The following is a 12,356-nucleotide window of genomic DNA, read 5'->3' on the forward strand; positions in this document are numbered from 1 at the left end:
TGAAAAAAAGTGGACCCATACTCATTGTGAAATTAAACGGCGAAGAAGTAAGGTATTTAGGACAAATAGAAGGCTAATTTACCTAAAAAGTAACAATGTTTACGAAAACAGCGTGTTGTTTTCGGAAAAGCCGTTGGGGGTTTGGCGGGCAACCGGTTCTTTTGCCGCCAAAAAACGTCGCAGCGGCGGGTGAAGCGGCCCGGCAGCACGAAAAAGCCTGCGAAAGTGCAGGCTTTTTCCATGAAAATGGTTCGTTTTGGCGAAAAGCCTGCAATTGTGCAGGAATTTCCAATCAAAACGAGTCTGCGCCCGTTTTTTCGCGAAAAAAACTGCACTTTTGCAGGAATGTTCCGTTACCAGCGGAGCAGCGGGCAAAAAACTGCACTTTTGCAGGCTTTCTGCGCGCTGCTCTAGGCAGATGCCACTGCCGGCGCTCCGCGCCACCTGCCAGGCGGCCAGCTCGATGCGCTAGCTCTAGCGGCTGACGCCTTCCGGCGGCCTCGCCTTGCCACTTCCGGCGCGCCCCGCCGCCAAGCGTTCCGCCGGTAGCTCGCTCCACAGCCCCCGCGGCCCCCCCGGCGTCCGGCCGCTAAAGCCGCTTAACCGGCGGCCCCTGCGCCGGCCTGTATAGATCGACTTCCACCGGCGGCGAGTGCCATCGGCCTTTTAGAACGGGCTGCTGCGGCCAATACATGCGGAGTGTGAGGTTGAACGGTTCCGCAGGCGCCGGCAGCCAGTTCGGCTCCCGCTCATGCCCCGGCGAAGCATGCTGGATATAAATATCGAGGGAGCCGTCTTTATTGTAGTTCAGCTTTCCGAGGTGCGGAGCGACGGCATAGCGTTTTAGCGGATTTTCCACCAAAAATCCTGCGGCGTTATAGAGCGTCACCGACCAGAAAGCATTCGCCGGAGGCAGCCTGCCCGCATTGAAATGCATCACATAATTGTTGCTTCCATCCAGCGGGCTGCCGTCGCTGTCAACAGAGCTGTACGCATACACCGCATCTTCCGGAAGGTTGGCGCCAAATAAATTCATCGCCACTACCGCCCGCCGGACGTAATCTTTTCCATAAAAGCCCATGTTTTTCAGCAGCATGCTCCAGCCGTTCGTTTCGCTTTTTTTAAATAATTCATCTGAGGCAGTGCGGATCGTTTGCGGGCCGCTGCGGACGGCATTAGCCAAAGCCTGCTGCACGGTCGGGTGAAGTTTGTAAAAGTCGAAATGCGGACCCGGAATGAGCCCCATCGCACCGAGCTCCGCCGTCATGGCATGCGACTGGATAGCCGGATAAGGCGGGTTCCGATACATCACCGACATCATCAAATTGAAAAACGCAGCCGCATCCATCGATGCGATCACATCCCTGGGAGAACGCCGCCCCAAAATAATGTGATTATGGAGCAAGGCGTCCCATTCGGGCATTCCGGCAGAGACGAAGCCGTTCAGCCTTGTTAATTCGTACTGCTCCTGGATGGCGTGCACCGCCGCATAATCCGCCGGGCCGTTCGTCTGCGTGCGCCCTGTAATCCATACCGCGTTGGTCGGGGCGGCAATTACCGGAATGCCGACGGGAAGCGCGCCGTGCCAGCCGGGCCCTACGATTACAAACACTCGTTCACCCGTTCCTGTCGTGCGGGCTCCGACGGAAGCGAACACGTTCGACCAGGCGTCCAGCAAAGGCAGCACGTAGTAGCGGTTATCCGTAGTTGGCACATGCAGCAGCAGCGGGCCCCGCGACAAATCCAGCCAGGCGGAGGAATACAGCGTATCCACGTTAGGTCTGACGACGAGTGTAAATTTTGGTGTCGCCGGCACTTTTTGATGATAAAACCGGTTCATCTGCGCCAAACTTAACAACCCGCTTCTGCGGGTAATATCCATAAGCAGCAAAGGGTATCCGTATATATACGCGTGCATCGCCCAATCGTTGAGGACACGATTCGTGCCGTAAGCCGGATCATCCGAGCCCGTCCCGGGAACGAAACTTCTTCTTTCTTTGAAATAAGCGTAATCCATACATCGCCTCCTTCACGCACGCTCCGATCTGCGTAAACGCACTCTTCGCAGGGGCAGCCGCAAACTTGTTCCAACCATTTTATGTAGCATAGGCTGTACGTGACAACAGGCGATATATGGAGTCGGCTTACACAGCAGGGAATTTTATCGTTACGGCGGTCCCTTTTCCTTCTTCGCTCCGGATATGTACGGAGCCTCCGTGAGCTTCCGTTAATTTTTGCACGATTGTCAGTCCGATGCCGCTGCCGCCGGATTTGCGGTCCCTGGATTTATCCACCCGGTAAAATCGCTCGAACACGAATGGCAGCTCTTGAGGACGTATGCCAATGCCGGAATCGGCAACGGTGAATACCGCATGCATCGGTTCCCTGCTCACGACAATGACGACTTCCCCGCCGGACTTCGTAAATTTCAGGGCGTTGGACAGCAAGTTCAGCAAAATCTGCATAACCCGTTTGCGGTCCGCCTGAACAAGGTACGGGTTCGCTCCCTTCACTTTAAGCTGCACGCCTTTTTGCAAATAGGCCGCCTTTACCGATTCCACGCTCTGCAGCACGATTTCCGTCAAGTTTTCCCGGTTCATCCGTACCTGAAAATGCGGCGACTCCATTTCCGTCAGCTGCTCCAAATCCCCGACCAGATCAGCCAACCGCTCCACCTCTTCATAGCACGATTCCAGACGCTTTGGAGACGGCTCCCATATCCCATCCATCATCGCGGCCATATGGCTTTTGAGCGTCGTCAGCGGAGTACGCAGCTCGTGGGCGATGTCGGCGGTCATCGCTTTTCGCAGCTGCTCCTGTCTTTGCAACTGCTCCGCCAGACGATTCAACGATTGGCCGAGATCGGCAAGCTCGTCTTTTCCTCTGAGCTCCGCTCTGACATGCAGTTTTCCTTGGGCCATCTGCTCGGCCGTCTTTTTCATGTTAATAAGCGGGGCCGTGATCCGTTTGGCAACTAGCAGGCTGACGGCGGCGACAAGCACGATAACGATCGCAGACGTCCATACGACAGATTGGATAAGCGCTTCTTCAAAATGGGAGTCGAAAGCGGCCGTATCCATATTTTGCTCCATCGCCTGCTGCTGGTATAAAGAGAAATGATAGTGCGTTTGCCAAATAAACGTAAGCGTGGAAATAAGCAAAACGCCTGAAGCGATGCTAACAAAAGCGATCGTCAGACGTAAATAAAGTCCTTTCAAAGCGCGGCACCTCCCGCGAAGCGGTAACCGACACCGTAGACGGTGACGAGAAACTGCGGGTTTTTGGGATCGTCTTCGAGCTTGTAGCGAAGATTTTTGATATGCTGGTCGATCGTTCTCGCATCCCCGTCGAAATCGAAGCCAAGCACCTTTTCAATCAGCTGCTCGCGGGTAAACGTACGGTCCGGGTGGCGCGCCAATGAAATCAGGAGCCTGTATTCGTTAGGCGTCAAATTCAGCGGCCGCTCCTTTTTGAACACCTCATGGCGGCGGGTATCGATCACAAGCCCTTCCGCAAAATGGATGCTGTCGGCCAACAGCTCGGTTTCCGTGGATCTTCGGAGAATGGCTCTGACCCGGGCCACAAGCTCGCGCGGATTGAACGGCTTTGTCAAGTAGTCGTCGGCCCCCAGCGTCAATCCTTCGATGCGGTCGTCGGCCGCCACTTTTGCCGTAAGCATCAAAATAGGCACGGACGAACGCTGCCGGATTTGCCGGCACACCTGCTCTCCCATCATGTCCGGCAGCATCAGGTCCAGAATGACCAAATCGATCGAGCCTTTGGCTACATATTGCAAAGCTTCGGCGCCTGTCCCGGCTTCCTGCGTTTTGAATCCTTCATTTTCCAAGTAGGACGCCACGACTTCTCTGATTTTCGCTTCGTCATCGACCATGAGTACGGTCTTCATCGTCTTCGCGCCTCATTCGCAATGATCCATGCTGCCGCGGCCAACATACGGTACCCCCTATATATTTTATTTGATCAACTTATTCACCGTCGTTAAAAGTTCGGCTATTACGTCATGATCGCCTTCCTGCAGCCGTTCGACGACGCAGCTTTTCATATGATGCTCGAGCAGCAGCTTGCCGACGCCGTTCAAGGCGGATTGGATCGAGGCGATCTGATTCAACACATCGTCGCAATAAGTGTCCTTCTCGATCAGCCCTTTAACCCCGCGGACTTGTCCTTCGATGCGGTTCAGTCTGCTGATTAAATTCGTTTTGATTTTGTCCGAATGATGGCTCTTCCGTTCACCCGGGGAATGGCAAGATTCCGTAAGCTCCGTATGGTTTGGTTCCATGCAAACGTCCCCCTCTCTGCGATTGATTATACCAATATCCCCTATCCTATGCAAAATGCAACCGCTTCTACACAACTTCTACATATGAACGGGTTATGATGAGGTTATAAGATCCGCATGACAAAACAAGATCTGGAGGTAAACATGATTAAAGCTGTGACGAGTTTAAAATATTTGTGGATTGGCGGAGCGATTTCCGCCCTGCTTGCAGGGTGTACGAACGCCGACAAAAACATGGAGGGCATGGATCATTCCAAAATGAATCATGCCATGAATACGGAAGAGCCACGGCAGACCGGACCATCGGCAGAGAGCAAAACGAACAACAGCGAAACCTTGACGGCAAAAGAAATTACACTGACGGCAAAAGCCAGCAATCTAGAAGTACTTCCCGGTAAAATCATCCCAGTATGGACCTATAACAATTCAGTTCCGGGACCGCAAATCCGGGTCAAACAAGGCGATGTCCTGAAGGTCAATCTGAAAAACGAGCTGTCCGCCCCCGTTACGATCCATTGGCACGGCGTGCCGGTTCCGAACAATATGGACGGAATTCCCGGCGTCACACAAAACGCCGTACAGCCCGGGCAAACGTTTACGTATGAATTTAAAGCCGAAGTGCCCGGCACTTACTGGTACCACTCCCATCAGGACAGCGTCAATCAGGTGGATAAAGGTCTGTACGGTTCTTTGATCGTAGAGCCGAAAAACGAGGAAAAACCCGACCGCGACTACACGCTTGTTCTGGATGAGTGGATGAGCTCGGGGACATCCGGCATGGATATGTCTGGAATGGATATGTCCGGTATGGATCATTCCAAAATGAATATGGACGCCTCCAACCATGCGTCAACTGCAAATTCCCAAAGCTCTGCGGCCGCAGGGCACGATATGAGCATGTATGACCTGTACACCATCAACGGCAAATCCGGGTCCTCCATCGACAAGCTTACTGTCAAAAAGGGCGACAAAGTCCGCATCCGTTTGATCAACGCAGGCTATAAATCGCATAACATGCATTTGCACGGCCAGGAATTTAAAGTGACCGCGACAGACGGGCAGCCGATTCAAAATCCGCCGCTCATCAAGGATCAACTCATTGCCGTCGCTCCGGGAGAACGATACGACCTTGAATTTGAAGCGGTCAACCCGGGCGTATGGTACTTGGAAGAGCACGGCAAAGAGGCTCCTGTCAAAAACATGAAAGCCCTCATTCAGTACGAGGGTTCCTCGGACTCGAAAGACCGGGCTGACGACGACAAGGATTTGCCGGTTCTGGACATTACGAAATACGGCAAAGCGGCCAAGGCCAAATTCACACTGGACCAGAAATACAACCTGGATTACACGATGGACCTGGGGACGAACGAGCATCAGGGCAACCCCGTATACACGATCAACAACAAGGCATACCCGAATACCGACGCGATTCAAGTAAAAACAGGGGATTTGGTCAAAGTTCGCCTCACCAATACATCCAAATCCGACGATCACCCGATGCATTTGCACGGCCATTTCTTTCAAATATTGAGCAAGGACGGCAAGCCGCTGGAAGGATCGCCGATCATCAAAGACACGCTGAACGTGAAACCGGGCGAAGAATACGTCGTCGCTTTCGAAGCGGACAATCCCGGCAACTGGATGTTCCACTGCCACGATCTGCATCATGCCGCCGCGGGCATGGTCACGAGCGTCAACTACCTGGATTACAAAACGGATTTCGTCCCCGATCCTAAGGCGGGGAACATGCCGGAGTAATCGCGGCCACCCGGCTTCACCAGCAGCAAGCAAAAATCCCCTCCGTTCGCATCTGCCCGGAGGGGATTTTGTTTGCACCATCGTATTATTCGCTCCGATCCGCTCGGTCTTTCATTTGCCGGAGCAAGCGCTGCAAGTTTTTGGCGGAAACCGGCACAAAGTCATTGTTTTCGAAATATACGGATTGGCGGTCTTCGTTGTAGCCTTTCAGCTGATTCAAATGAACAATGTAGGACCGGTCCACACGTTCAAAGCCTGCCTGCTGGAATGCGGAAAGAATCTGCTCGAATGACGTGGGATATAGATAATATGCAGTTTCCGTATGTACAGTAATTGCATTCCTATGTATAGTAAAATACAAAATATCCGATTCTTCCAGCTCATACACAGATCCATCCTCACGCAGAACTCGCATTCTTCTTTCCAACTCCAATAGTGAATTTAATTCTTCGCCTGTCTCAGTTCTTGCGGTACTTTCGGTGAAGCAAAGCACGGTTTGTTTCTTTTTTGAATCCCTTTGGCAGAACGAGTCAGCATATCGGATATTTTTTTAGCTATCGCCGCTTTCATCATGACCACCTCCTTTCGCAGGCAGTAAAGTTAATGACTGAATTAAAAACGACAGTGCCAGCAGCCAACTTCCCGCGGCAAAATTGACGGCAACTATGCAGAACGAAATCAGTTTAAGCCGGGGATGCGCCGCTTTTTCGACGCTCGTTTCCGAATCGATGTTAGGCGCAAAAAGCAGGACCAAAAGCACGCTCGCGAGGTTGGCTATCATCGTCAGCGAAGAATGGTACAGCGGCACATGGGGCACGATCGTAAAAATCGCGACACTGACAAGATTGCACCCCCACGTCGTCCGCACATGCCTGCCGCCCGAGAAATACCGCAGCACATTGACGGCGACGAGGCACAGCAGCGTCTCCTTCAGCTTGCCGCTCAGCCAACCGATCAAAAGCGATTCCACGACGATCAACGTGGTATTGATGTAAATGATAAGCGCATATCGGAGCACTTCGACAGAGCTCGTCTGCTCCGGATTTGCACGCTTGATCGCAGTTGCGGCGCGGGCGGCAAGACTATCAATCATCGCTTAGCTCCCTTCTGTTCGCCCAGGACAATAAGGCCAGCAAAGCAAATCCGAGCGAGACCGGAATGATGAAAAACAATTTGCTCATATGCGCCTGTACAAAATAGTAAATCAGTGTGATAGGGATGACCGCCGGCACGTACAGCAGAAGAATATGCCTGTTTTTGCCGCGAAGCGCAATCGAGCCGTGATTGCTGTGAGGTACGAAAGAGAAGCCTTTGTTTCTTAAGTGGATCAACTTGCCGATGAGACAGGCGATGATTGCAGATATAAGCTGCAACAAATATGTCGTCGCCTGATTAGGGCCGGGTTCGTTATGTATAAAGCCGAGCACATTCATGAAAAAGTACAAGCCTGTCTGAATGAGCAAATAAGCGATAAAACCGGTTGCGGCCATCACCGCGGCATAAAACACATGAACCCTGAACATCAGCCAAAGGAACAAGAACGTCAACACCAGCTGCAGAAGTATATCCAGAGTGAAATATCCGTACATCTCGCGGAGGGAGAAACTGATAAAGCTGGCAATGATACTGGCGAAAACGATCGACGAAACATAAATGTCAAATTTAAAAAGCTTGAACATCAAATAATACATCGCTGAAGTTTCAATAACGCTTAGCAGCATAAAAAAAAGGAAGACCATCTATAACTCTCCCAATTATCGGTAATTAAGTTCTAATATTTACTATAATGCGAAATGCAAAGATTGACAATATAGGAATTAAAAAAAATAAACAGCGCCCAACGCATAATTTCCGCTGCGCACTGTTCGGTTCGTACGCTATTCATACCTGCGGGCCCCCTCGCTTACAATATCGGCGAGATCAGCTTGGAAATCGATTCAAGAAAACGGATGCGCAGCGAGCGCTTTTCGTATTCTTCGAGCGTCAATTCCAGGCAGCCTTCCATGTCTTTCCAAAAAATATGTTCGAGCGATGTCGCCGTCTCCGCATCGTATATCAATGCGCTCGTTTCGAAGTTCAGCCGCAGACTGCGAATGTCCAGGTTCGCCGTCCCGACGGAGGCGACCCGGCCGTCGACGACGATCGTTTTGGCGTGCAGGAAGCCGTTATCGTACAAGTAGCATTTGACCCCCGCCTGCAGCAGCTCCCCGGCAAAATACAGCGAAGCCCAATGCACGAACAAGTGGTCCGCTTTTTGCGGGATCATAATTCTTACGTCGATTCCCGACAGCGCGGCGATCCGCAAAGCGTTCAGCAAGCTTTCCTCGGGAATGAAATACGGAGTTTGCACGAGAATGCGGCGTTTGGCCGAATGAATCATTTTCAAAAACGTATGGACAAAATGCGGCCACTTCTCATTCGGTCCGCTGGCGATAATTTGCATCGGCACCCGGCCGGACGCCTCCTGTTCCGTCCTCTCGGGGAAGTACGCCGGTTCCATATCGATCTTGGACGCCGACGCCAGATTCCAGTCCAGAACGAACCTGGCCTGCAGCGCCAGAACGACGCTTCCCGACAACCGCAAATGCGTATCCCGCCAAAAGCCGAACCGCCGGTCCAGACCCAAATATTCGTCGCCGATGTTAAAGCCGCCCGTATAACCGACGATACCGTCTATTACAACCAGCTTGCGGTGATTGCGGTAATTGACGCGGTAATTGAGATAAGGAATGCGGGACGGGAAAAAAGCCGCCACCTCTCCGCCCGCTTCCCTCAGCTCCCGAAAAAAAGCGTCCTGCAGCGAGCGCGAACCGATATCGTCATACAGCAATCTGACCCGAACTCCTTCGCCGGCTTTTCTTGCCAGCGCCGCGACCACTTTTTTGCCCAGCTGATCGGGCTTTATAATATAGTACTGCAGATGAATATGATCTTGCGCTTGTGCGATCCGGTCCAGCAAATCGTCGAATTTGGACACGCCGTCCGTAAAAATGCGAACTTGATTGTCGTGCGTAATAAAAGAATCGTTCGTCGCTACGTTCAAGTAAACCAACTCGCTGTACGGCTGCACCTCGGGAAGATCGCGAAGCAGCAAGCCGTCCTTCAATTGCTGCGACTGCTCAGTGATCACTGTCTGCACCCTCTCCAGCATCGACTGGTTCCATTTGTACAATTTTCTGCGGCTCAAATTTTGCCCGAAAATAAAGTACAAGACAAATCCGAGAATGGGGATGAAGAGCAGCACCATTAACCATGACCAGGTTGCCGCCACATTGCGCCGCTCCAGGAATACAATAGTCAAAGCGAGCAGGATGTTGATCACAATAAAACCTGTAGGCAGATGGGAAAGCACATTCATAGGAACACTCCATATCTCCCGTGACCGGATAAAGCGCTGAAGCTTTTTCACGAATCGCCGAGGAATCGTTTAAGCAAGTTAAATTCTATTATACCTAATTGTTTCTTGACTGAAAATAAACGCGGCTCATGACAAAAAAAGGAGCTCTATCGCAGCGGATAGCACTCCTTTATGTCGGAACCTAGCGGTTCGTGCGCTTGCCCGGGAAATAGCCGGACGGCCCTATTTCCCCGCTTCGTCAGCCAACGATTTTCCCGTCCCACGGCAAGCCTTGCCGGTACCGGTCGCGATCGTTTTTGCGCCATGCCGACAGCACTAAGGGATCGTACATCTCCCATATTTCGCATGGATCGGCATCGGAGCTGCTGGCTTCGAGAATCGCATTGACAGCCCGTCTTGCGGCCTCATTCGCGCTCTCCATCGTCGCCAAATCGGTGTTGGTCCGCACGTAATCCGCCGCCAGATACAAGTTCGGAATCGCCGTATACGCGTTGGGCCGCAAATACCAGGTGTTGACCTTGTTCACGAGCAGCGGCTCCAGATTGATCGTTTCATGCGGATTCGGAAACTGAATGTCCGAGTCCAAAAACCAGTCCACGAGCTGATCGTCGGACAGCACAACGGATCCGCCGGCATTCAAGCTTTTTTTCGTCTGCTCCCAGACCTCGTTCTTGATTTCCTCCTTAGTGCAGCGCATCGCCGGCTTCCCGTACAAAATTCCCGGCGTATGCCAGTCCGAAATGTCCACCGACAGCACGTCTTTGACCAGGCCGTTACCATATTCGGCCAAATCCACGTCCGGCCAAAATTGGGCCTGTGAAACCGACGTAAGCGCCCAAGGGCTGTCCATATGAATGACATGGCCGCGAATGACCGGTACGTCCCGGTTCAAATAAAATTGAATCCCGTTCATCCAATCCACAGACTCCGCAAGCTTCTTGATGCCTGACAGCGTCGCATCGGCCTGCAGCATCTCGCTTGTAATCAGCTGCGCCATCACTTCTACGGGCAGCGCGGAAATAAAATAGTCGCCCGTCACCATCGTCGTGACGCCGCCCTGCGTAACCGCTGCGCCCGTAATGATTCCGCCCGCGCAGTAAATGTAATCGACCTTGGCGTCCAGGTGGTACTCCACTCCGTTCGAGGTCAAATAATCGAGCCACGGCTGAATCCACACCTCATTGGTCGGGCCGCACAGCAGCCGGTCCGCGCTGGAGCCCGGCGTCACCATATCCATCATCAGCGTGGCCCCGACCGTGCCGATTGTGCCTGTATTGGCCTCGTGCGCCTTGGCCGCGACCAAAATCCGCGTCAGCCCCGTGAACACCTTGCGGAACGCCTCTGACTGCTTATCGGCCTCAATGAAATCCCACCAAGCGATCTGCTGGTATTCCAACTTCCTGCGCTCGTCGCAGCTGGTCATCACCTGCCACAGCCTGGACACATACTGCTCCACGTCGTAATCGCTAAGACCGAGGCCGTTGTCAAACAAAGATTTGATCAGCGTCTTCCAATCCTGGAACGTCCGCGGAAATTCCGCCATGAACGGCAGCATAGCCCGGTCAAAGAAAGCCAGTCCCAACTGCGAGCCCTCCACCAAATTGTCGAAAACGCCCTGCGGATTGTCCCCGTAAGGAATCCGCTTCATCGTATCGGTAATATGTTTGTAAAACTTCGGAAAAAAGCGGAACCCGTGCTCGCCGGGCAAATCCCGCCTGCCTTCCGTACCCGAATTCGGCATCGGCATGCTCCGCGCCTTGCCGCCGGGTATCGATTTCATTTCGTATACGGCAACCTGAAAGCCGCGCTCCATCAATTCATGAGCCGCGCTCATTCCGGCTACTCCGCCGCCAAGGATGACTACCTTGAGACTCATCCTGCCTGCTCCCCCTGCCCTTTGGAATTGAACTCCGAACGAATACAGCGCTCTCCGGGGATGAAGGCTATTTTTTTATCAGGCACAGCTTCCGCAAATAATAGACGCCGCCTACTTTGATGACTTCATCGGAGTAGCCTTCGATCAAAGCTCCGGCATCCTCCAGCTCCCCGTCAAACCATACTTCGACTGTAGTTTGAAACAACATGCATAGGTACAGGTCTGCGTCTGTCGAACATACTTCTGTCCGGCGCATCGTACACTTCCGCCTCCCGTCTTTATTTTCATCCGGCATTGTATTTATCGTCATGACTTGAAGATTTATAAAGACCCTTGAGCGCAAAAAAGAATCCTTAATAAATCAGTCTGCCGGCGAAAGTCGTGACACCCTGCGCAACACAAAATGGGCAGAAGGCACCATCGTTAGAGAAAAAACCTGCGAAAGTGCAGGTTTTTCCTTCGAAATTGACTTGTTTTGGCGAAAAGCCTGCAAAAGTGCAGGAATTTTCGCTGAAAGTGTACTTGAGCCCCTGTACCCGCTGAAAAGCCTGCACAATGGCAGGAATTTTTGGTGGACAGCGTATCCATTGAGCAAAAACTGTATTTTTGCAGGTTTTCTTCGCGCAAGTAGGCAGATTGTGCAACTGGTTATGGCGTGAGGAGTTATGGGAAGACTCAAATGCGCAGGAATGTTTCGGTGCTAGCGTGCCCACGAGCAAAAAGCTGCACTCTCGCAGGTTTTCTTCGTACTGCAAGCCTCGGTGTTACAAATGTCGGTGGCGCAAACCTCCGCACCACAAGCCTCTGTGCTACAAACCTCCGTACCGCAACCTCCGCGCTGCAAACGAAAGCGAATGGAAATTTTTAATTGAAACTACACTTCGAAACGTCATCTAGTCTAATAGTCTAACACTTTTTATTAATATTATGACGATTCAAAGACCGGGATTCCTTACATAATAAATGGAGTCTCGGTCTAAACCTTTATTTTCGCTGGTGCAATGGAGCAAAGGTTACGAGGATATAAGCGTAGACGAAATGACCGACCGAGTATTAGCCGTTTT

13 protein-coding genes are annotated in these 12,356 nt (G+C 52.1%); 1 reads left to right on the forward strand and 12 read right to left on the reverse strand.

The features are described from left to right. Window positions 1-99: 99 nt before the first annotated feature. From AC6RNO_RS19695 to AC6RNO_RS19715, 5 genes are all read right to left on the reverse strand, one after another. A complete protein-coding gene (locus AC6RNO_RS19695; RefSeq protein ID WP_497106472.1) occupies window positions 100-444 on the reverse strand; it encodes a hypothetical protein in 345 nt (114 codons plus the stop codon). Between the two features lie 145 nt (window positions 445-589). Further along, window positions 590-2,017 (reverse strand): DUF1254 domain-containing protein, encoded by a 1,428-nt coding sequence (locus AC6RNO_RS19700; RefSeq protein ID WP_497106473.1) that lies wholly within the window; start codon window positions 2,015-2,017, stop codon window positions 590-592. Between the two features lie 127 nt (window positions 2,018-2,144). Beyond that, entirely contained in the window at window positions 2,145-3,218 is a 1,074-nt protein-coding gene (locus AC6RNO_RS19705; protein ID WP_497106474.1) for an ATP-binding protein, read from the reverse strand. Further along, the gene (locus AC6RNO_RS19710; protein ID WP_474681949.1) at window positions 3,215-3,907 is read right to left on the reverse strand and encodes a response regulator transcription factor; all 693 of its coding nucleotides are present in this window, start codon (window positions 3,905-3,907) and stop codon (window positions 3,215-3,217) included. The genes AC6RNO_RS19705 and AC6RNO_RS19710 overlap by 4 nt, the downstream gene beginning before the upstream one ends. 66 nt (window positions 3,908-3,973) lie before the next feature. Further along, window positions 3,974-4,300: a metal-sensitive transcriptional regulator gene (locus tag AC6RNO_RS19715; RefSeq protein WP_474681950.1), complete on the reverse strand. Its 327-nt coding sequence runs from the start codon at window positions 4,298-4,300 to the stop codon at window positions 3,974-3,976. A gap of 144 nt (window positions 4,301-4,444) precedes the next feature. On the opposite strand from AC6RNO_RS19715, the gene AC6RNO_RS19720 reads away from it, so the two are divergent. After that, on the forward strand, window positions 4,445-6,058 hold the full coding sequence (locus AC6RNO_RS19720; RefSeq protein ID WP_474681951.1) for a multicopper oxidase family protein: 1,614 nt from the start codon (window positions 4,445-4,447) through the stop codon (window positions 6,056-6,058). 85 nt (window positions 6,059-6,143) lie between these two features. Here the strand turns inward: AC6RNO_RS19720 and AC6RNO_RS19725 are convergent, their stop codons facing one another. From AC6RNO_RS19725 to AC6RNO_RS19755, 7 genes are all read right to left on the reverse strand, one after another. Continuing rightward, entirely contained in the window at window positions 6,144-6,473 is a 330-nt protein-coding gene (locus AC6RNO_RS19725) for a LytTR family transcriptional regulator DNA-binding domain-containing protein (protein WP_497106475.1), read from the reverse strand. A 26-nt stretch (window positions 6,474-6,499) separates the two neighbouring features. Next, complete coding sequence (locus AC6RNO_RS19730; RefSeq protein ID WP_474681953.1) at window positions 6,500-6,631, reverse strand: hypothetical protein; 132 nt, start codon at window positions 6,629-6,631, stop codon at window positions 6,500-6,502. Beyond that, entirely contained in the window at window positions 6,609-7,151 is a 543-nt protein-coding gene (locus AC6RNO_RS19735; protein ID WP_474681954.1) for an accessory gene regulator ArgB-like protein, read from the reverse strand. Before AC6RNO_RS19735 ends, AC6RNO_RS19730 begins: the two co-directional genes overlap by 23 nt. Further along, window positions 7,144-7,797 (reverse strand): hypothetical protein, encoded by a 654-nt coding sequence (locus AC6RNO_RS19740; RefSeq protein ID WP_474681955.1) that lies wholly within the window; start codon window positions 7,795-7,797, stop codon window positions 7,144-7,146. The genes AC6RNO_RS19735 and AC6RNO_RS19740 overlap by 8 nt, the downstream gene beginning before the upstream one ends. 164 nt (window positions 7,798-7,961) lie before the next feature. Continuing rightward, window positions 7,962-9,416, reverse strand: coding sequence for a cardiolipin synthase (gene cls, locus AC6RNO_RS19745; protein WP_474681956.1), 1,455 nt, complete (start codon window positions 9,414-9,416; stop codon window positions 7,962-7,964). Window positions 9,417-9,654: 238 nt separating this feature from the next. After that, complete coding sequence (locus AC6RNO_RS19750) at window positions 9,655-11,292, reverse strand: FAD-dependent oxidoreductase (protein ID WP_497106476.1); 1,638 nt, start codon at window positions 11,290-11,292, stop codon at window positions 9,655-9,657. A gap of 67 nt (window positions 11,293-11,359) precedes the next feature. Further along, a complete protein-coding gene (locus tag AC6RNO_RS19755; protein ID WP_474681958.1) occupies window positions 11,360-11,548 on the reverse strand; it encodes a hypothetical protein in 189 nt (62 codons plus the stop codon). Window positions 11,549-12,356 lie beyond the last annotated feature (808 nt).

The organism is Paenibacillus sp. sgz302190 (genome assembly GCF_059820445.1).

Bases quoted from the DNA above. Each gene is read 5' to 3' on its own strand.
- AC6RNO_RS19755 (WP_474681958.1), bottom strand. From the start codon at position 11,548: ATGCGCCGGACAGAAGTATGTTCGACAGACGCAGACCTGTACCTATGC.
- AC6RNO_RS19715 (WP_474681950.1), bottom strand. From the start codon at position 4,300: ATGGAACCAAACCATACGGAGCTTACGGAATCTTGCCATTCCCCGGGT.
- AC6RNO_RS19700 (WP_497106473.1), bottom strand. From the start codon at position 2,017: ATGGATTACGCTTATTTCAAAGAAAGAAGAAGTTTCGTTCCCGGGACG.
- AC6RNO_RS19725 (WP_497106475.1), bottom strand. From the start codon at position 6,473: ATGCGAGTTCTGCGTGAGGATGGATCTGTGTATGAGCTGGAAGAATCG.
- AC6RNO_RS19720 (WP_474681951.1), top strand. From the start codon at position 4,445: ATGATTAAAGCTGTGACGAGTTTAAAATATTTGTGGATTGGCGGAGCG.
- AC6RNO_RS19710 (WP_474681949.1), bottom strand. From the start codon at position 3,907: ATGAAGACCGTACTCATGGTCGATGACGAAGCGAAAATCAGAGAAGTC.
- AC6RNO_RS19740 (WP_474681955.1), bottom strand. From the start codon at position 7,797: ATGGTCTTCCTTTTTTTTATGCTGCTAAGCGTTATTGAAACTTCAGCG.
- cls (WP_474681956.1), bottom strand. From the start codon at position 9,416: ATGAATGTGCTTTCCCATCTGCCTACAGGTTTTATTGTGATCAACATC.
- AC6RNO_RS19730 (WP_474681953.1), bottom strand. From the start codon at position 6,631: ATGATGAAAGCGGCGATAGCTAAAAAAATATCCGATATGCTGACTCGT.
- AC6RNO_RS19750 (WP_497106476.1), bottom strand. From the start codon at position 11,292: ATGAGTCTCAAGGTAGTCATCCTTGGCGGCGGAGTAGCCGGAATGAGC.
- AC6RNO_RS19735 (WP_474681954.1), bottom strand. From the start codon at position 7,151: ATGATTGATAGTCTTGCCGCCCGCGCCGCAACTGCGATCAAGCGTGCA.